Raw genomic sequence first — 19,570 nt, 5'->3', positions numbered from 1 at the left:
TGATGAGAGCAATAAGTGATTAGACTATTTATCTTCACACTCTTAAATACTTCGTCAATTCTCAAGTTTGTCAACTTTTTTTGTGAATTGCCAAAGGTACAAAACTATCTTCCTGTTCACTCAAGCCCGATTAACTTTATTGGTTGTTTTTTCACCGGTCTAAAATTTCAATTCAAAATCCATTTAAACAAAATTTAATTAACTTCATGGTTCAAATAAGAAAAAGTTATTGAATGACCTTAAAACAATTAAAATACGCTTTGGCCTTAGGCCGTTTGGGAAGTTACATCGGTGTTGCCAAATCTATGGGAGTATCGCAGCCGGCTGTTAGTTTGCAGATACAGGCTTTAGAGGATGAGTTGGGTATTATTCTTTTCGATCGGTCGACCAAAAATGTGGAACCGACCTTAAATGGAATTGCTTTTTTGGAAAAAGCACAACTTTTGGTGACAGAATCGAAGCAACTGGAAGATTTTGCCATTCAATTGTCTGAAGAAATTCAGGGAGAGGTTTGCCTGGGCGTTATTCCAACCTTATCGCCATTTCTTGTGCCTTTGTTTATCGATGAGTTGAATAAAAAGTATCCCAGGATTAAAATAAGGATTCAGGAGGCAATTACCGAAGATATTTTGCGGGGAATTAAAACCGGAACTTTTCATGGTGGAATTATCTCAACACCAATTGAATTGAAAAGTAATTTGGATTTGGCTCCCTTATTTTACGAGCAGTTTTATTTGTATGTGTCTGATAAACATGAGTTGTATTCACAGGATAAAATAGACATTAATAAATTGGATTATTCGGATGTTTGGTTGCTAAGAGAAGGAAACTGTTTTATGGATCAGGTGACTAATATTTGCAGTATTCAATCGAATCAGAACGGAAATTTTGTTTATGAGAGCAATAATATAGATGCACTTCGAAGAATTGTTGAATACAAAGGAGGAATTACTTTTTTGCCGGAACTTTCTACTTTGATGATTCCTTCGGAGCAGGAGGAAATGATAAAGGAGATTAAAGGGAGGAAGAAGGTGAGAGAGGTGACTATGGTTTCATTAAAAACAGAAGTGAGACGAAATCTGTTAAATGTAATTAATCAGGTTATTAAAGATAGTGTTCCTTCGCAAATGCTTAGTGGAGAAGATAAGGAAATTGTAAAAACTAATTTTATAGAAAAATGATTGCTAAAACTAACGGGACACCGTATTATGCTGTTATATTTTCATCAATAAAAACAACGGCTGATAATGGCTATTCAGAAATGGCTGAATCTATGATGGAATTGGCCAAAAGACAAGCAGGATTTTTAGGTGTTGAATCAGCAAGGGAGGAGACTGGAATAACGGTTTCTTATTGGGAGAGTTTAGATGCAATTAAAAAATGGCAGGCACATCCCGCTCATCAAATTGCTCAGGAAAGAGGCAAAGAGAATTGGTACGAAAAATATGCTGTTCGAATCTGTAAGGTGGAATCGGATTATTTTTTCGAGAAATAGTGTTTCGGATTCATAAATGTAACCCAAATCCCTAAAGGGGATTTAGGGGTGAATGCTGTAAAACGAGCCTTATTTCTTCGAAAACAAGCCTACCACCCAAATTAGCACAATAGCTCCTACTGTTGCAGATATAAGCAAACCAAAGAATCCATTTAAATGTATCCCAAAAATACCAAAGATTGTACCTCCTATAAAGGAACCAATAACACCTAAAATCAGGTTGATTATCATGCCATAACCACGACCTTTTAATAAAATGCTCGCAATCCATCCGGCTACAAGTCCAATTAGTAAAAAAATAAGATAGTTCATGTGTTGAGAATTAGTGCCTTATTAAATTACTAAAATTTCTTAAAACAAAAACAATCCTTTTATTGTTGATTACTTGTCTTGCATTGCAATGGATTTTTGAATGGATAAGAATAATTATTAACTTCATTTTTGCAATGAAAATGGAATATTCAAAGCTGAAATTTTATGGAAAATATGATAGAAACAAAGAGTCGTCAAGATTTATTGGTGACTAAAACACCGATATTGAACCAAGGGAATCCAGAAGAAAAAAGAAAAGAGATTCTCAACTATTTTAGAAAGACATGGGAATTGGATGAACTCCTATACGATTGCTTAAACGGACAAGAGGCATTTTTACACCGGGCTGATCCATTGCGCCATCCTCTGGCTTTTTATTTTGGACATACAGCCACCTTTTTCGTAAATAAATTGATATTGGCAGGAATCATCACCGATAGATTAAATCCAAAATTTGAATCGATGTTTGCTGTGGGAGTGGACGAAATGTCGTGGGATGATTTGAATGACAAACATTACGAATGGCCAACGATGCAGGAAACTCTGGCATATCGTAATGAAGCAAAGAAGATGATTGAGAAGCTGATTTTAGAGCTTCCGCTGAAAATTCCTATCAATTGGGAAAGTCAGTTTTGGGTAATACTGATGGGAATAGAGCATCAGCGAATTCATATCGAAACATCATCGGTACTGATTCGTCAGTTGCCCATCTATTTGATAAAACCCAATTTGTTGTTTAAGATTTGTAAGGAATGGGGAAATGCTCCGGTCAATGAATTGTTAAAAGTGAAATCGGGAAAGGTAAGAATAGGAAAAGGCAAGGACAATGCCTTGTATGGCTGGGACAATGAGTTTGGAGAATTCCAGTCTAAAATTAAATCATTTCATGCATCTAAGTTTTTGGTTACGAATGAGGAGTTTAAGGCTTTTGTTGACGATGATGGATACAAAACAGAAAAATGGTGGACGGAAGAAGGCTGGGGCTGGGTGACTTATAAAAAATGTGAGCATCCTTTGTGGTGGCTGAAAGAAGGAAGCGAATGGAAGCTTCGTACCATGCTCGAGATGATTGAAATGCCTTGGAATTGGCCTGTTGAGGTAAATTATCTGGAAGCAAAGGCTTTCTGTAACTGGAAATCTGCGAAGACAGGCAAAACTTTGCGTCTGCCAACCGAGGCAGAGTATTATCGCTTACGAGATTCATTAAAAATTGCAGATCAACCTGAATGGGAAACGGCTCCCGGGAATATTAATTTGGAGCATTACGCTTCATCCTGTCCTGTGGATAAATTTGAAACCGGTGGTTTTTATGATGTAATTGGTAACGTTTGGCAATGGACAGAGATGCCTATTTCAGGTTTGGATGGTTTTGAGATTCATCCGTTTTACGATGATTTTTCAACGCCAACTTTTGATGCCAAGCACAATCTGATTAAAGGTGGTTCCTGGATATCGACAGGAAATCTGGCCATTCGCGATTCCCGTTATGCTTTTCGGCGTCATTTTTTTCAACATGCTGGTTTTCGATACATTGAATCAGATCAGGAGGTGCTAATTGAAACAGATTACTATGAAACGGATGGTTTAGTATCGCAATATTGTGAATTCCAGTATGGAAAGGAATATTTTGGTGTGAAAGATTATTCTAAAACTTGTCTTGCTTTTATCAAAGATCATTTAAAAAGTCTGAACAAAGGAAATGCACTGGATATAGGATGTGCAACGGGCAGAACAACTTTCGAGTTGGCGAAATATTTTGATAAGGTAACAGGTTTGGATTTTTCAGCCCGTTTCATTCGTATTGGAACTCAGTTGAAAGAAACCGGAAAATTAAAGTATATCCGACAGGAAGAAGGGAAACTGACAAGTTATCAGGAAATTAAGTTAGATGATTGCGGCTTGGATTCTGTTCGCGATAAAGTTGAATTTTTTCAAGCAGATGCCTGCAATTTAAAACCCATTTATACCGGATACGATTTGGTGTTTGCAGGCAATTTAATCGACAGACTGTACGATCCGATTCAATTTTTGCAAGAGATGCATTTTCGGATCAATGATGGTGGAATTTTGGTTCTCACTTCACCCTATACTTGGCTGGAAGAATTTACCGAGGCTGATAAGTGGGTAGGAGGATTCCGAAAAGATGGAGAACCTTACACAACATTAGATGGTTTAAAGGAGGTTTTAAAAGACCATTTTGAATTACTGGATGAGCCCAAGGATGTTCCTTTTGTAATTCGCGAAACATCGCGGAAATTTCAACATACCATATCGCAGATGACGGTTTGGAGAAAGAAATAATTCATGAAAACAAAAGAACCGCATTACACAATTGCGGTTCTTTTTTGTTAGTTTCGGTTAAAATTGGAATGAAACACCAGCATTAAAACCAATCCATACAAATAATTTGTTTTTACTGCTTGTATGATCGTAGATCGTGTGGGGAATGTCTATTGTTCCATATTGTTCACCAACTTTCTTATTGGTTATGTAAGCATTAAGGGTAGGGCCGGCAAAGAGGGAACATTGAGGAGTAAAGTGAAAATGAAAATTGGTTTGCAATGTGTTTAAAAGATTTAATTCACTCCAGTCGTTATCGTATACCAATTGGTTTGATGTTGCTTCAATGGATAACTTGTATCTTTGACCAATGGGGAGTAAACTTCCAAATCCGGTGCCGTATTTAAAAAGATCTTTGCCCTTGTATCTATCAAATCCAACTGTAAATAGGGTATAGAAATGCTCAACACCCATTTTGTAGTTTAAATTAGCGTGAATAACATCATTGGTAGAAATTTCAAGCGCATAATAACCTCCTTTTACAATAGAGAAAAGGCCTATTGGTGTGCCGCTTTCAAGGCTGTCGACAAGATTAAAAACACCTATTTGACTTCCTTTTAGGATTTTTGCATAGTTGAAAGCTCCTATTTGCACACCATTTAATTTGTTTTTGGTGATGTTTGCCGTGGACAACTGAAACCCCTTGGCATTTTCTTTTGTGATATTGGCAACACCGGATATCATTACTCCATTTGAATTCCTGGAATTAATATTGCCTACACCAGAAAGCTGAAATCCTTTTGCATCATCAATTATCAAGTTAGCGACTCCGGCAATTATACAGCCATCTGCTTTGTTTCTGGTAACATTAGTAACTCCGGCAAGTTGAAATCCATTTGTTTTTCCTTGGTTGTAATTCGCTAAGCCGCCAATTTCCATTTTATTTACACCACCATTAATCCCTATCAGTAAGTTAAAGGAATAATCGTTGATGTAGTTGATTGAATTTGTTCCATTGGTTCCGATAGGAGAAACAAAGCCGACTTGATATTTTGTGTGGTTTTGGGCAATAGCCGGGCTTACTAAGCTCAGTATCATGCATGCTAGTACAATTCTTACTTTTGTCATTTCTATAAATTTGATTTTATGATCTTATAGAAGGAGGACAATTGTAGTGGGAGATACCCCTATTTACAATTTCAAAAAAATGATGCTAGGAAAGAAAATAAGAAGAATGCAGAAGTGCATCCATATCTTTTCATGTTCTTTGTGTTGAATCAGATTATAAATGTTTAGAATCTAAGGCCGAATTGCCAGCCAAGCCAATATTGATTTTTAAGTGTTGCAACAGCTTGATCCAGATAATAATTTCCAAAATACATGGTGTTTTTACTGGAGAAATTAATTTTTGAAATCTGATTTTGTTCTTTATCCGGACTACAGAAATTGTAAGATGGACCCGTACTAAGGGTGATGTTTTTATTCAGTTTAATTGTAAGACCCAGCTGAGCCCGGTACAGATCACCGGCAAAAACATCGTAGTCTGAATCAGTGTTAAAAAGGGAAGAACCAGACACATCCAGATTGACTGAAAATTTACGGTTGGTATTGCTTGTGCAGCCAATACCATAAGCAGCGTTAAGATATTTACCCGCTCCAATTTTTAGAAAACTGTAAAGATTTTTGCCACCCGTTTTGTAGGCTGCATTAAAGTAGAACGACTCATCGGTTGAAAGTTCCCATTTGTGGTAGCCGTTTTTAATGATATTCACCAATCCAATCGGAAAACCATTTTCAATAGTGTCGGCAAAATTGATGAGACCAATTTGTATGCCCCTCAACTTGTCTGTTTGATTGTAAATCCCAGATATTTGCACCCCATTGGTTGTCCCTCTCACCATATTAATTGCCCCCGAAATTTGAAGACCATCTACCGAGTTTGCCTGATTGTAGACACCACCAACCTGCAGATTAATTCGCTCACCACCATGCAGATTAATTCCTCCACTGATTTGTCCGTTCCAACCTCTGTAGGGGACGCTGTCCAATGATTTTGCCGCAGCAGAATTTATGGCTCCACTCATTTGAAGGCCTTTTATATCGCCTTTTACTCTGTTAATTACTCCAGCTAGTTGAACTCCATCCATGTTTCCCAGATTTGTATTGACAACACCGGAAGCTTGAACACCATGCACATCTTCACCCACTACGTTCGCAACGCCGGAAATTTGGACACCATTCATTTCCTGCCGGATGATATTGGCTACGCTTCCAATTTCGAACCCCTCAATATTTGCCGAATATCCGGCGATAATATTCATAGATAATTTGTTTGTAACCAGTCCATTTGTTAATTGATTGGTTCCCCAAGAGGGAATAAATGATACCTGAACAAATCGTACTTCTTTCACATTGAGGTTGTTGGAGATATAGAGCGCTTTGTTCGTCACCATCAGGTTGACAAAACCAATATCCTGCAACTCTTTATTGGTGTAGGCCCAATTAATTGCTTTGGTTCTGGAATGTAAGTTTTGGGCAAAAGCTGGTTCTGTTTTAAAGATGCTTTGTGCCTGCCATGGTTTAAGAACAATATTTAGCTGTTGTTTTTTACCAGCCTGAACATAGACAATGGTGTCTTTGTATCCTTTGCAGCTAAAGTTAATAGCAGAATTTTGATTGCCTTCTAAATGCAGCAGGTATTTTCCGTTAGGATTGGTAATGAATGAAGCTTGCCGATTCACCTCATAAACAATTGCATTTTCGAGTGGATTTCCGTTTGAATTTGTAATCACACCAGATAAAACCCACATTGTACTGCTCAAACCAGACTTATTTTTCGATTGTAAGATAACATGCGAACCGATCACTTTATAGGTCAATCTTCCTTTAAAAAGTTCATCCAATATTTCTTCGAGAGATTGATGCTTGCCCTTAATCGAAATCATTTTACTTGGGTCGAGTAACATTGCATCGAAAGAGAAGTTAAAGCCTCCTAGTTTCTCTAGAATAAACATTGTTGTTTCCGTACTTTGATTTGTAACTTCCAGGTTGATCTTCTTTTCCAGAAAGTTTTGAGCCTGTATCTTCATGGTGCAGAGAATACAGGCTATTGTTATTGATAGAATCAGGGCAATTTTATTCATTCTTTTCCGGGTATGATATCATAAACGTGTTTTCTTTTTTGCTGTAAGTTAAGTTAAATGTCTTTGAGATAACTTTAATCACATTTTCAGCATTTTCATCAATGAATGAAGAAGAGTAGTACAGATTGTTTATTTCAGGATTGTCTGATTTTATAGTGATTTGATAACAGGATTCAAGTACTTTGAATACTTCTTTTAAGGGTTTATTTCTGAAAGACAATCTCTTATCAACCCAGAAAAAAGCCGAAGAATTGCTTGTCAATCTTATAATAGTATCTTGTTGGCTCGAAATTAAGCCTCCTTCGTTATTGGTTAAAATCATGTGCAAGGTATCGGTTTGAGTTTTATTTGGGCGGAATAGTTCTACTTTACCGGAATTCACATCCACAAGAATATCTCCGTTTTCTTTCATCTTCACCTGAAAGCTTGTCCCCAATACCTTAACGCCGCCAATACCTGCATTAACAATAAATGGTCTGAGAGTGTCTCTTTTCACAGTAAAGAAAGCTTCACCTTGCAAATTTACAATGCGTTGCTTGGTTTTTGAGGTGTGGTAGCTAATGTGAGCGAACTTATTCAAATAAATTTTTGATCCATCAGGTAAACTATCCTGAATGGTAGATTGGCTGGTGTTGGTCAGTAAGAATTCTTCTGTTTGAGTATAATCATCGGAATACCAATTGAAAATACCAAAAAGAATAAGAATGAATGCCGCTGCAGAGCTGATTAAAGCAATTCTAAATCGGGAAAACCGTTGAATAGACGGGGAGAGGGTTTTTTCATGCTGATCCAACCGGGAAGATAGCTTTGCCCACGCTGATTTTTTATTAACCGAAATTGGATGAGGATTTAATTTGCCGCTTTCCAGCCAAATTTGTTCCAATTGATCTAAATGTCTGCGGTTTTCGTCCTTTTCTTCCAGCCAACGAATAACCATGTTTTGCTCTTCCTTGTTGGTTTCACCCAAAAGGAATTTGGCAAGGAATGTATCATTAATATGTAGGTTATCGTTTTTCATGCACAATTAATTTCTCTTAATCGGGTATTGCTTTTATTTGGTGTATTGTTCTTTATAAGTATGACAATTGTAATTGTGTTTAACCCTATTCACCGTTAAAAAAATGATGGAAGAATAGAAGCAGCAACGGGAGATAGTCTGCCAATTCCTTTCGCAAAAATTGCAGGGCTTTTCCCATTTGATTTTCTACTGTTTTAACAGATATCCCCAATTTATCAGCTATTTCTTTGTATTTGAGTTGCTCATATCTGCTTAGAATAAATATTTTCCTTCGTTGTTCTGGTAACAGATCAATACTGCTTCTGATTTTAAGTTCCAATTCGGAAACATTCATCGGATCATTTTCCAGGCGTTCGGAATATTCGATTTCTTGTCGGTTATGTTCTTTGTATTTTTCGCGGATATTGATGTGTTTAATCAGATTTAGACTGGAGTTTCGAACGGCACGGAATAAATAGGATTCCATTGAACTTTCAATGTGAATATCGTGTCGGTGAATCCATAGTTTGAAAAAAACTTCCTGAACAACTTCTTCGGATCCTTCTTCTTCTTTCAGAAAATTATAGGCATAAGAACACAAACGACTGTAATGGGCGTTAAACAAAGTTTCGAAATCTATTCTGTTAATACATTCCGATCGTATTGTTTCTTCTGTAGTCAATGTTAAGCTAGTTAAGAGCAACAAAGGTAAATGTTTTTTTTATGATGTAAATTAATTAAAGCTCTGATATATAAATAGAATGCCACGCAAGGAACGTTTTTTGCGATTCTTGCGTGGTGTTTATTTGTTTTAGTCTGTTTTATTTAGCCTTAGAAGTAAAGTATATACTGCAAACTAGGCAATAAAGACAGTTGTTCACCATCTTCTATTTTATGAGTTGCTTCATTATATCTTTCCAATATTTTGGTCTTATTATTACTTGCATTTTTAATATCAAATTTGAATTCATGCTGGGTTTTTTTGCGGTTTAGTTTGTAGGAGAACGAAACATCCAGAATAAAAAGATCATCTCCTTGTTTGCTGAATTCACTATTGGCGAGATATACCGTTTCTCCAGCCTTCTGGCTTTTCATCAAATCTACAGGTGTATAATATTGTCCTCCTCTGAATGTTATTTTTCCATTTAAACCAATTCTGTTCTGATCATTTTGTCCAACTTTATACTCTTTTCCAATAAGCAGATTGGTCGCATAATTTCCATTGTATCTTGAATTGCGTTCAATACCATCTAAGGCTGTAAATTTTGATTCGTATAAAGATCCGGTAAGCAAATAGTAAAAATTGTTATGGAAGAATCGTTCCAGACTTAACTCCAAACCGTAGTTTTTACCAGTACCTTCGTTTACAAAATCAAAATTGGCCAAACCCTCTTTTATATCCTGAAGTACTATTTTACTGTTTGGGTCGTTTTCAACAGCTACGTCATATAAATCCTGATAATAGGCCTCTGCTTTTAAATGCAGGTTGTAGTTCAGCTGATTGTTATAGCCAAGTACATAGTGTATGGCTTTGCTCATTTTTAAATTTTTGTTTGGCGTGTAGGTATTGTTTTCATTATCATGCAATTGAACGAAATAGGTGGACAGACTCTCTGTTTTGCTATGCATACCAAAGCCAAAGGAAAATGATTGGTTGGATAAAAACTGATACTTCAATCCAACTCTTGGTTCAATGGTGTAATCATTATTCAATTTAAAATAACTTGCATGCACTCCGCTTACTACAGTGAAGTCTGATGTAATTCTGTATTTCCAGTTCACAAAGGATTGGAATAAATGAGACTTACCTTCGGAATTTACATCTGTTGTAAATGCTCCGGTATTTTTAAAGTCGTTAACACTCTTGATGTCAAAACCCAAACGGGTGTATTCAATTCCGGCCTTTACACTGTTTTTAGCATTTAGTTTTGTGTTGAATGTGCTGACATATTTAAAGTAATTGTGTTGATATTTTTCATTTAAGGCAACAAACATAGTATTGTCATCACCTAAGATTCTTGATTCATTTTGAGTATTGGTTGCTGAGTAGGCTAAAGTGTTTTTCAGGTACGATTTTTTACCAATGGGCAAAAGGTTTGATATTCCAATTACAGTAAGATCTGAATTGACATTGTATTCCCCAAGAGTAATCGTTTCCTCATCATTCTCTTCCTTAGCCAGGATGTTGCTTTTTCCCAAAAGACCAAATAGAGTGAATTTACCAGCTTTTTGGGTAGGGAGTACAATTTTAAACGATCCATCCTGATATTTGGGAACACCATCGAAATCTACCAATCCGATATTATCCAACAGTTCAAGTGAAGAATAGCGATAGTTGGCTAAATAAGAGCCGGAGTAATTCTTTTTTAGAGGACCTTCAACAGTAAAATCGATACCATAAGTGCTAAATCCAAAGGCCTGTTCGTGTTTGGCGTTATTACCCGAACGTAAATTAATATCGAATATTCCGGAATAGGCATTTCCGTATTCTGCAGTGAAGGCACCCGTGAAGAAATCGGAATTGCTCAGCATGCTGCTGTTTAGAGCATTAATTGCACCTCCGGTTGATCCTTCGTCGGCAAAATGATTTGGATTTGGTATTTCTATTCCTTCCATTCGCCATTGAATTCCCTTGGGAGAGTTGCCTCGTACAATAATTTCATTTGAGCCCTCACCGTCGCCCGAAACACCGGCATAACCTGATACCATACGGGCAGGGTCGTTCAAAGATCCCGAATACCTGCTGGTTTCTTCAACGGTGAAAGCCTGACCACTTACAGTAGCCATTTTATTCAAAGTTTCGTGTTTGGCTGTTTTCGGATGAACTGTTACCTCTTCGATATGTGTAAGCGATTCGATTAATTCAATTTTCAGAACAACTTCTTTAGCTGAACCTATTTCAATATTTGCGATGTTTTTTGCTTCGTAGCCTAAACAGCTAATGTGTATGGAAATTCGGCCAATAGAGACCTGCTTTAAAATGAAATTGCCATCCATGTCACTCGCCGTTCCCTTAAATGGATCGGAATTTAGAATCACAATATTAGCTCCAATAAGTCCTTGTTTGGTTTCATGATCGATGATGGTTCCCCGAATGGTTTGGGAGTACAGTTTACTATTTGATTGTGCTTTGGATTCCTGATTCCATGCAAGAATCAACAGTAACATTAACAGGTAATTTCTTACTTTCATGATTTTTATTTCGCATTATTATTCTTAAAATCATCAGGAAGACAATTGAAGAAAGAAATACCCCTACTGCGAAACGGAAAAAATGATTTTAATGCGAAAAGTTTTTTTGAGATCCTTTTCAGGTGATTTTAATGACACCCTCCTTTTTTATTGGTAATGTAGCCACGGTTTAATAGAATAAGATAAAGTAGTCTTTTTATGTTATAAAGTAGGTTTAAATTTTTCGATATAAATGTTTTGTTAGCTAATTTCTGTTTTGTAGATTCGGGAATTGAAACAGATAAATGATCTATTTCAGATAAATACGAAACGAAAATTACAATTTTATGAATTTAAAATTTTACCAGCAAAAAGGATTTAAAGCAACACTTTGTGCTGCCATTATTCTTATTGCAATACCTATTGTAACCGATTTGTACAAAGAATATTTTGTATCAGAAACCGGGCATTTTAAAATAATGGGTGGTTTAAGTATTATTCTGGCCATTGGCTTGCTTGCAAAATGGAAATTTGTTCGGCACATTGCAGGAATTCTAACAGGATTTATTTTGTTTGCCACAATATTCATGGCTTTTGCAATGGGCCTGAATTACGCTATGGCATATACAGCATTATTCATCACACTGATTGTACTTTTGGTTTTGCTGAACTCAAAATCGGTTACTGTTTATATGAATTCAAAGTAAGTTTTATCTAAGAAATAGTATCTATCAAAAAGAAAAATCTTAAACCAATATGAATAAAACAAAACAAAACTTTCAGCAGTACCAACGCAGCAGTATCCTTATTCATGCTGCCTTATTAACTGGTCAGGTGTTTTTCGCATCCTTTGCCGTTTTTATCAATCAAACACAAGGAGCAGTTGTGGCCGGCGATGAAGTGTTGCGCACTATGTTCATGATTATGATACCCTTGTTTTTTCTGGTAACTTTTGTCGTTAGCAAATTGGTTGCCGGAAAAAAGCTAAAGCTGGCAAAAGAAGTGGCTGAATTAAAAACTAAAATGGAATCCTATAGAGCAGTTAATATCATTAAATATGCTTTGCTTGAAGGAACAGTGTTTTTTGCAATTATTACCTATTTGCTTACCGGCGAATTACTCTTGCTGGGTTTTGCCGTTATGATTATGCTGCTGTTCGCAACTTATTACCCAACTAAAGAGAAATTGGTTCGGGAATTGGAATTAAATCGTGAGGAGCAGGCTATTTTGGAAGATCCTGCTGCAATTGTTGCTGAGGTAGTTCAGCGTTAAAACCTCAAGCAAATCTTTGAAATGGAATAGGTTTTCTCAGTTGGGTAATAATTACAGTAAATTTTAAAAAAAAAGATATTCGAAAAATGTAACTAATAGTTATGCTTGCCAACTAACTATATGTACACAAACTATAAATATGGTGAATAAGGAAAATAAGTTTAATGATATTGTCACGGATAATGGCGAAAGAATTAGGCGGATTTGCAGCTATTACAGTCCCAATCACGAGGATAGGAAAGATATGTATCAGGATATTTTGGTTAATATCTGGAAAAGCCTTGATTCTTTTAGGGGTGACGCATCAATCAACACTTGGATCTATCGGATTGCAGTAAATACTTCTTTGGGTTTTACCGGAAAAGCATTCAAACAAATGCAGATGATTGTAGATGTCGATACTGAAAATCTTTCTCTTCTGTTTGATGAAGGCACAAAGGAAAAGCTCGAGCAGGAAGCTCAGTTGAATCAACTGCAAATTGAGCTAAATCAAATGTCGGTAATCGATAAATCACTGATGTCGCTCATGCTCGAAGGTCTTTCGATGCGGGAAATTGCTGATGTTATTGGCATTACCGAGCCCAATGTAAAAGTGAAGATTCATAGAATTAAAGAGCAGTTAAAATCTAAATTATCAGGAGGCAAGCATGAATAACAGTAAGATTTCACAGGATACAAACGGTATGGGATCGTTTATCGATAAATTAAAAAAGGAAGATAATAGTTATGGTAATTTAAGCAGGGGAATGCAGATTTTCTATCTTGTAATGATGATAATTTATTCGGCTAGGACCGTAGTTGAATATTTAGAGACAAGAGAAGTTCGCGATTTGGTTAGCGGATTTTGTATGCCAATTGCATTTTTGATTTTCGTAATTGTTTTTGGAAAATTTCATAAAGAATTTAAATATGTTGATTATTCTTTACCTACAATAAGTATGTTGAAGAATGTTGTCAAAAGATACAGACCTTTTCAATTCAAAAATATTTGGGTGTTTGTTGCCATGCTGATTGTTAATTTTGGATTAAGCCTGAAGTTATCAGGCGATGATAATTTCGTTGAATTTCAGCTTATTTTTTGGGTAGTAATGATTGCAGCAGTTTTGATTGGTTTACTGGTATGGCGGATAAAATATAAAGTTCTTTACGACAATGCTTTGGCTCTTATTACTGAATTAGAGGGTGAGTAATACAAAAAATAATGAATGTAAATATATGATATCGGCTTTAATTTTCTAATAATTATAAAAATACAATGAAGAACAATAAATTAATGATGAGTATGGTCACTTTGTGTTTGTACTTTGTTTTGAAAAGATTTACAGCAACTCCTGACTTTTTGCTTGGGATATTGATAGGTACTTCTATTTGTTTTAGTCTAATTGGTCTATTGTCAATTGAGAGGTATCAACGACTGAAAAAATGGAAAAGAAGAGTGCTTGGTTTTGGAAAATAAGTTTTGAGTTTCTTTTTTCACAAAAATAAAGATTGCCAATTGGTGCGGGTGATAAGCTCGTGCCTTTTTTGCAATAGGAATACTTACCTAATCAACTTCATTTTCCCAAAAACATTCGATACTACCAAAAGGGGGCCATTTTCCGATTCAAGTGTAAATTCACTGGTAAACAAGTTACTCTGATAGCGGAGCTGATTGCAATCTTTCAGGTACTCGGCATTATGATATAGTTTTACAAATTGATGGGAATCTTTACGCCCCGTTTTATCTCCGGAAATGTATTTCATTGTTATTGAATGATCCGAATCTGACCAGGAAAAAGAACAGACATCATTTGTTTCTGTATTTCGCCAATCACCATTCATTATAATGTTCATCATTTCCGTTGAGTTCATAGCTGTTTGTTTTAAGATTTTGGGTTACTAAAAGTTACGAAATCTTCAGGGATTTATATCAAAAACATTTTTAGCACGAATAAGAAAAGTTGAATAATGCAAAAAAAAGACGAGATTCGAAAATCGCGTCTTTTTTTGCTTAAACTTTTTCAGGTTTCCAACTCTCCAATTTAATTAAATCGGGAAAAGCTTTGGGTTTATAAATTGATTTTCCTTCAAAAACCCGCAAACATTCCTGAATTCCCTCACTAATACTTGGGTGAGGATGAACGTTTTGCCGAATGTCTTTCAGAGTTCTTTTTTGTGTGATTTGGTAGGCAATAGAAGTAATTAGAGTAGAAGCCTGCGGCCCTGCAGCACGCATGCCCAATATTCGATCCTTACCATCATCGCTTACAATAATTTTCACAAATCCATCGGTAGCACGCATGGCAACAGCACGGTTTACCAATGAGTTTGAATAGGTTGCAACTTTGTATGGAATACCACTTTTTCGGCAGGCTTTCTCGTTCAAACCAACAGCCGCCACTTCAGGTTTAAAGAACATTAATGTTGACATATTTGAGTAGTCCAACGGATATTCTGAATTGCCATACAAAGCTTCAACAATATATCTGCCCTGCAGCTCGGCAACCGAATACAATTGTGCATGCCCCGATACATCACCTGCAGCAAAAATGTTGCACGATTGAAAATTGTCTGTGGCACAAACTTCATTAATATCAAGATAACCACGATTTGTAGTGTTGATTCCAACATTTTCCAGTCCAATATTATCCAGGTTCGGCATTCTTCCAATAGCTACAATAGCCACATCTACCTCTATTACTGTTGAATGACCATCCTGATAATCCAGTACAACTTCTAAAAAATCCGGACGTTTTCGAATTGTTCTTAAATTTGCCGTGTGATGTATAATTACACCGTTGCTTTCTAAATTTTTCCCAACAAAATTACTCAAATCATCATCTTCATAAGGAATTACCTTATGCTGTCGATCCAATAAGTGTACTTCTGTCTGGTTGTAATTGGAAAAAATAGTGGCGTATTCACAACCAATAATTCCCGAGCCAATAATAATCATTCGTTCCGGAAATTCTTTTAAATCCATTATGCCTTCCGAATCAATAATTCTCTCATTATCAATCTTAACGTCAGGCATTGGGCGCGGACGGGAACCTGTTGCAATAATGAAATTATCGCCTTTGATTTGCTCTATTTTGTCGTTGGAAATCACCTCAACAGTATGCGAATCGACAAATTTTCCCCAGCCGTATTTTAAAGTAATATTTCCACAAGTCTCCGAAGGTTTCGAATAAGTCTCAATTTGCGACAGCATCTGCAATTGCTTTTGTTTTGCTGCCTGTATAATGGTTTGTTGAACTTTTTTGTAATCTACATTTAAACCCGATGCCCGGTAACCTCTCATTACCGAGGATGCGATTGAGAAATCGCGGGATAATTCCCACATCGCCTTCGAAGTTAAAGCACCATTCATAATACCGGCACCTCCCAAATGATTCGCCTCGATGATACAAACAGATTTCTTAAAATCGATGGCACGCATTGCTGCTGAGAAACCTGCAGGGCCGCTTCCCAAGACAACAAGGTCGTATTTTTCTATATCCATAAAAACTTTTGTTTGTTGTTTTAAATGGCTGGATTTCGTGCACATTGTATTTGAATAAGATACACTTGAAGCAGGAAGAATTGCAGCCATTTTTGTGTTTCCTGCGAAATTAGGTAGAAAGATATAAATAAAAGTGCAAACCCATAAGCTTTTATATGTTTTGCGGATAAAAAAGTCTTTTTCTTACGTTTGGTGTGTCTTATTTATAGTTTGATTTTGAGGAGTTGTTAGTAATGTAATTCTTCATTTTTCAACTTCTGATAAGTGTGTTTATACAAAATTTTGTGCAGTAAAAGTCCCTCTTGTAAGTTCTCGTCACTCATCTCGTTTTCGTGCTCAATAAAATTTGCTGTTTCAAGTAAGTATACATCATCTCTAAGGTTTTGGTATTCCTGTTCAATTAAATGTATATCAGCAAATATAAGATAGGGCAGACGACTTAATACTGCCTTTCTCTGATCGTTATATTCATCCAAATCCTTGGCTTTGTTATCCGCAAAATAGAATTCCTGTAAACTATCAACAAACGAATCATCACAACTTTTCATCAGAATAATGCGATCTTTTCTTAAGCGAAAAAGTTCTGCCGGATCTTCTTCAGGAGCTAAATTTTCTTCTTTTTCAATTCCTCTGGTAATAAACAGATAGGAGAGATGAGCCAGTCCAATATTTTGTTCTTCATCGTCAATCAAATCAAAATGGAGCATCATGATAATTGCCTTTCCCAATTGGGAAATTGCAGTATCATCCCAAAGTAAGAAAGGATCTTTTTTAAGAATCAAATAAATGGCATTCAAGTCTTTATTACAAGCCCTTATTTTTCCGTTTTGCCCTTTCTCAATAGCTTGTAATATTAGCTTTCGAAGCTGTTCTTCTGAAGATGTCATGTTATGGGATATTTATTTTTTAGAGGATATAAAGGTAGCAATTATCCTTTTATCAATGGAGGATGAATATTTATTCTACAAAAAAAGAAGCCCAAACGGACTTCTTTTTATATGAGGGACAATGAAATGCAAATTATACAATTTCTATGTTTTTGTGATCTGTTATTTTCTCACAATAGTGGCATTTCAGGGTAATAGGAGAATTATTTATCACTTTAAAGCGAGTGGTCACAGCTTCTACATTTGTAATGCATTTTGGATTCATACATTTAGCAATACCAATAACTTTTTCAGGCGATTCTACAATTTTCTTTTCTGCAACTTTGTAATCACGAATGATATTTAGTTTTGCATGCGGAGCAATTAGTGAGATTTTATTGATTTCTTCATCTTCAAAAAATTTGTCGGAAATTTTGATGATGGCTTTCTTTCCCAATAGTTTACTTTCCAGATTGTTTCCAAAAGTCACTGAGTTTTTACTTTTGTCCAATCCTAAAATGGTAATTACCTGAAAAAGATATTCGGCAGGAATATGATCAATTACGGTTCCGTTTTCAATAGCGCTTACTTGCAATTCTTTTTTTGTGTTCATATGATGATGTGCTTTATTCGTGAGTATGAATTTATAGATTAAGAGCTTTTGCTATGATAGCTTGTCTGGCATAAACACCATTTAAAGCTTGTTCAAAATAATAGGCTTTTGGATTGGTATCAACATCCACAGCTATTTCATTTACTCTTGGAAGCGGGTGAAGAATTCTCATGTTATCCTTCGTGTTGTCAAGCATATCGTTTTTTAAGATGTACACATTTTTTACTTTTTCATATTCCAAAGGGTCAGCAAACCGTTCTTTTTGAACACGAGTCATATACAAAATATCAGCATCGTTAATAATATCATTAAATTCGGTGTGTTCGAAATATTTGATATTGTTTTTTTTCATGAAAATTTTGTACGCACGAGGAATTTCCAATTCGGGTGGAGCAATAAAATGGAAGGTAGGATTGAAGTGAGAAAGTGCCATCAATAAAGAATGAACAGTACGACCGTATTTAAGGTCGCCTACCATAAAAATATTCAGGTTTTCGAGTGTTCCCTGAGTTTTCATGATGGAATAAAGATCGAGCATGGTTTGACTTGGATGCTGGTTGGCACCATCTCCGGCATTAATAACAGGAACATCAGATACTTCAGATGCATATCGGGCAGAACCTTCAATTGGATGACGCATAACAATAAGGTCGCAATAGTTACTCACCATTTTAGTGGTATCCTTTAAAGTTTCCCCTTTAGTAACGCTTGATGACGAAGAATCGGTGAATCCAACAATTCTTCCACCCATGCGACTAATTGCAGTTTCGAAGCTTAATCGTGTACGGGTTGACGGCTCAAAAAACAATGAAGCAACAACTTTGCCTTCTAATAAGTTGCAGTTAGGATTTTTTTCGAACTCAGCAGCTCTAGCTAATACTTCCAGGATTTCCTCTTTTGTGTAGTCGTCGATCGATACTAAACTTTTGTTATCCATTGATTAAAAATTAAGTGTGTTTATAATATGATTGTTTTTTTTGGACAAAAAAAAACCAACAATTACTATAATTGATAGTAATGTTGGGTTTTTTGATAAATATTCTTGAAAAGGATTATCTAAATAGCCGAAGCGGGAATTAATCCTTAAATCATGTTTACTTCGAAATAAATAATGGAAAATGTGTAAAAAGGAGTAAAGGTCTTTACTTCTTTTGGTATAGTTGGCGGTTCTAGATTGAATTAGTTGTATCTCCATTCTAGATTACAAATATAGGCATAAATTATTCTGAAAATCAAATCAGAAATCGATTAATTATTAACATTTTTTTTGAGTGAAAAAATCAGTCGGGAAATGGATTGGTATATAATGTTGATATCGAAAGAACTAAATGGTTTTGACGTATTCTGTTTTCACACTATCGATCTTCGAAAATTTTTCGATGATTTTACCGACCTCACTTTGACGGATACTTAAGGTGATTTGGCAAGTTAGGTTAAAATCCTGCCCCAATTGTTCCGGTTGGTCATCTTTGATAATTTTCATTACATCATTCATAACCAGATAATCGAAATTAACATCGTAAATATCATTTACAGTCTTTTCAATTATTTCGGCATTGGAAATGGCATCAGCAGCAGCTGTTTTGTATGCATGTATTAAACCACTTACACCTAGTTTAGTCCCACCAAAGTAGCGAATAACTACGATTAGTATATTGGTGATATCATTCGATAGTATTTGACCTAAAATGGGTTTCCCAGCTGTAGATGAAGGTTCGCCATCATCATTTGCCCTGTATTCAGATTTATCAGCGCCAAGCATATATGCATAGCAATGATGGCGGGCATCGTAGTATTCTTTTTTTAGGTTGGCGATATGCTCTTTTATTTCCTCTTCGCTGGTTACGGGGTAGGCATATGCAATGAATTTACTTCCTTTTTCCTTGTACAGGCCTTCCGATGCCAGATTGATTGTTTTGTAAGTATCGTTGCTCATTCCT

20 protein-coding genes are annotated in these 19,570 nt (G+C 35.9%); 8 read left to right on the top strand and 12 right to left on the bottom strand.

Annotation, left to right across the window (positions count from 1 at the left end; translation table 11 throughout):
* Positions 1–233 precede the first annotated feature (233 nt).
* Together ACKU4N_RS12770 and ACKU4N_RS12765 are read left to right on the top strand one after the other, a co-directional pair.
* Positions 234–1,181 carry a LysR substrate-binding domain-containing protein gene (locus ACKU4N_RS12770; RefSeq protein WP_321316776.1) on the top strand — a complete coding sequence of 316 codons (948 nt, stop codon included), beginning with the start codon at positions 234–236 and terminating at the stop codon, positions 1,179–1,181.
* Positions 1,178–1,495 (top strand): antibiotic biosynthesis monooxygenase family protein, encoded by a 318-nt coding sequence (locus ACKU4N_RS12765; RefSeq protein WP_124992770.1) that lies wholly within the window; start codon positions 1,178–1,180, stop codon positions 1,493–1,495. Before ACKU4N_RS12770 ends, ACKU4N_RS12765 begins: the two co-directional genes overlap by 4 nt.
* A 69-nt stretch (positions 1,496–1,564) precedes the next feature.
* Here the strand turns inward: ACKU4N_RS12765 and ACKU4N_RS12760 are convergent, their stop codons facing one another.
* Positions 1,565–1,807, bottom strand: coding sequence for a GlsB/YeaQ/YmgE family stress response membrane protein (locus ACKU4N_RS12760; RefSeq protein WP_101307928.1), 243 nt, complete (start codon positions 1,805–1,807; stop codon positions 1,565–1,567).
* A gap of 165 nt (positions 1,808–1,972) precedes the next feature.
* Between ACKU4N_RS12760 and ovoA the strand changes: the two genes are divergently transcribed.
* On the top strand, positions 1,973–4,108 hold the full coding sequence (gene ovoA / locus ACKU4N_RS12755) for a 5-histidylcysteine sulfoxide synthase (RefSeq protein ID WP_321316773.1): 2,136 nt from the start codon (positions 1,973–1,975) through the stop codon (positions 4,106–4,108).
* Between the two features lie 57 nt (positions 4,109–4,165).
* Here the strand turns inward: ovoA and ACKU4N_RS12750 are convergent, their stop codons facing one another.
* The 5 genes from ACKU4N_RS12750 to ACKU4N_RS12730 form a co-directional block, all read right to left on the bottom strand.
* The gene (locus tag ACKU4N_RS12750) at positions 4,166–5,215 is read right to left on the bottom strand and encodes an LA_2272 family surface repeat-containing protein (RefSeq protein ID WP_321316771.1); all 1,050 of its coding nucleotides are present in this window, start codon (positions 5,213–5,215) and stop codon (positions 4,166–4,168) included.
* 164 nt (positions 5,216–5,379) lie between these two features.
* Positions 5,380–7,230, bottom strand: coding sequence for a carboxypeptidase-like regulatory domain-containing protein (locus tag ACKU4N_RS12745; protein WP_321316769.1), 1,851 nt, complete (start codon positions 7,228–7,230; stop codon positions 5,380–5,382).
* A complete protein-coding gene (locus ACKU4N_RS12740; protein WP_321316767.1) occupies positions 7,223–8,248 on the bottom strand; it encodes a FecR family protein in 1,026 nt (341 codons plus the stop codon). Before ACKU4N_RS12740 ends, ACKU4N_RS12745 begins: the two co-directional genes overlap by 8 nt.
* An 85-nt stretch (positions 8,249–8,333) precedes the next feature.
* On the bottom strand, positions 8,334–8,909 hold the full coding sequence (locus ACKU4N_RS12735) for an RNA polymerase sigma-70 factor (RefSeq protein ID WP_321316766.1): 576 nt from the start codon (positions 8,907–8,909) through the stop codon (positions 8,334–8,336).
* A 149-nt stretch (positions 8,910–9,058) separates the two neighbouring features.
* Positions 9,059–11,419, bottom strand: coding sequence for a TonB-dependent receptor (locus tag ACKU4N_RS12730; protein WP_321316763.1), 2,361 nt, complete (start codon positions 11,417–11,419; stop codon positions 9,059–9,061).
* A gap of 326 nt (positions 11,420–11,745) precedes the next feature.
* Here ACKU4N_RS12730 and ACKU4N_RS12725 point away from each other — a divergent pair, with 326 nt between their 5' ends.
* From ACKU4N_RS12725 to ACKU4N_RS12705, 5 genes are all read left to right on the top strand, one after another.
* Positions 11,746–12,105, top strand: a complete 360-nt coding sequence (locus ACKU4N_RS12725; protein WP_321316761.1) for a hypothetical protein — start codon at positions 11,746–11,748, stop codon at positions 12,103–12,105.
* 49 nt (positions 12,106–12,154) lie between these two features.
* The gene (locus ACKU4N_RS12720) at positions 12,155–12,670 is read left to right on the top strand and encodes a hypothetical protein (protein WP_321316758.1); all 516 of its coding nucleotides are present in this window, start codon (positions 12,155–12,157) and stop codon (positions 12,668–12,670) included.
* 139 nt (positions 12,671–12,809) lie between these two features.
* Positions 12,810–13,325, top strand: a complete 516-nt coding sequence (locus tag ACKU4N_RS12715) for an RNA polymerase sigma factor (RefSeq protein ID WP_124992778.1) — start codon at positions 12,810–12,812, stop codon at positions 13,323–13,325.
* Positions 13,318–13,860, top strand: a complete 543-nt coding sequence (locus ACKU4N_RS12710; protein WP_321316756.1) for a hypothetical protein — start codon at positions 13,318–13,320, stop codon at positions 13,858–13,860. Before ACKU4N_RS12715 ends, ACKU4N_RS12710 begins: the two co-directional genes overlap by 8 nt.
* Positions 13,861–13,925: 65 nt before the next feature.
* Positions 13,926–14,126: a hypothetical protein gene (locus tag ACKU4N_RS12705; RefSeq protein ID WP_321316754.1), complete on the top strand. Its 201-nt coding sequence runs from the start codon at positions 13,926–13,928 to the stop codon at positions 14,124–14,126.
* Between the two features lie 83 nt (positions 14,127–14,209).
* On the opposite strand, the gene ACKU4N_RS12700 is transcribed toward ACKU4N_RS12705, so the two are convergent.
* The 6 genes from ACKU4N_RS12700 to ACKU4N_RS12675 all read right to left on the bottom strand — a co-directional run bounded on the left by ACKU4N_RS12700 (position 14,210) and on the right by ACKU4N_RS12675 (position 19,566).
* Positions 14,210–14,521, bottom strand: a complete 312-nt coding sequence (locus ACKU4N_RS12700; protein ID WP_321316752.1) for a hypothetical protein — start codon at positions 14,519–14,521, stop codon at positions 14,210–14,212.
* A gap of 139 nt (positions 14,522–14,660) precedes the next feature.
* Complete coding sequence (locus tag ACKU4N_RS12695; protein WP_321316748.1) at positions 14,661–16,151, bottom strand: dihydrolipoyl dehydrogenase family protein; 1,491 nt, start codon at positions 16,149–16,151, stop codon at positions 14,661–14,663.
* A gap of 227 nt (positions 16,152–16,378) precedes the next feature.
* A complete protein-coding gene (locus ACKU4N_RS12690; protein WP_321316746.1) occupies positions 16,379–17,038 on the bottom strand; it encodes a hypothetical protein in 660 nt (219 codons plus the stop codon).
* A 133-nt stretch (positions 17,039–17,171) separates the two neighbouring features.
* Positions 17,172–17,630 (bottom strand): aspartate carbamoyltransferase regulatory subunit, encoded by a 459-nt coding sequence (gene pyrI / locus ACKU4N_RS12685; RefSeq protein WP_101307913.1) that lies wholly within the window; start codon positions 17,628–17,630, stop codon positions 17,172–17,174.
* A 31-nt stretch (positions 17,631–17,661) separates the two neighbouring features.
* A complete protein-coding gene (gene pyrB, locus ACKU4N_RS12680; protein WP_321316742.1) occupies positions 17,662–18,567 on the bottom strand; it encodes an aspartate carbamoyltransferase in 906 nt (301 codons plus the stop codon).
* A 387-nt stretch (positions 18,568–18,954) separates the two neighbouring features.
* Positions 18,955–19,566 carry an IMPACT family protein gene (locus tag ACKU4N_RS12675; RefSeq protein ID WP_321316740.1) on the bottom strand — a complete coding sequence of 204 codons (612 nt, stop codon included), beginning with the start codon at positions 19,564–19,566 and terminating at the stop codon, positions 18,955–18,957.
* Positions 19,567–19,570: the final 4 nt, after the last annotated feature.

The organism is Labilibaculum sp., from assembly GCF_963664555.1.
Taxonomy (GTDB): domain Bacteria; phylum Bacteroidota; class Bacteroidia; order Bacteroidales; family Marinifilaceae; genus Labilibaculum.
This window is presented reverse-complemented; position numbering and strand designations above follow the sequence as displayed.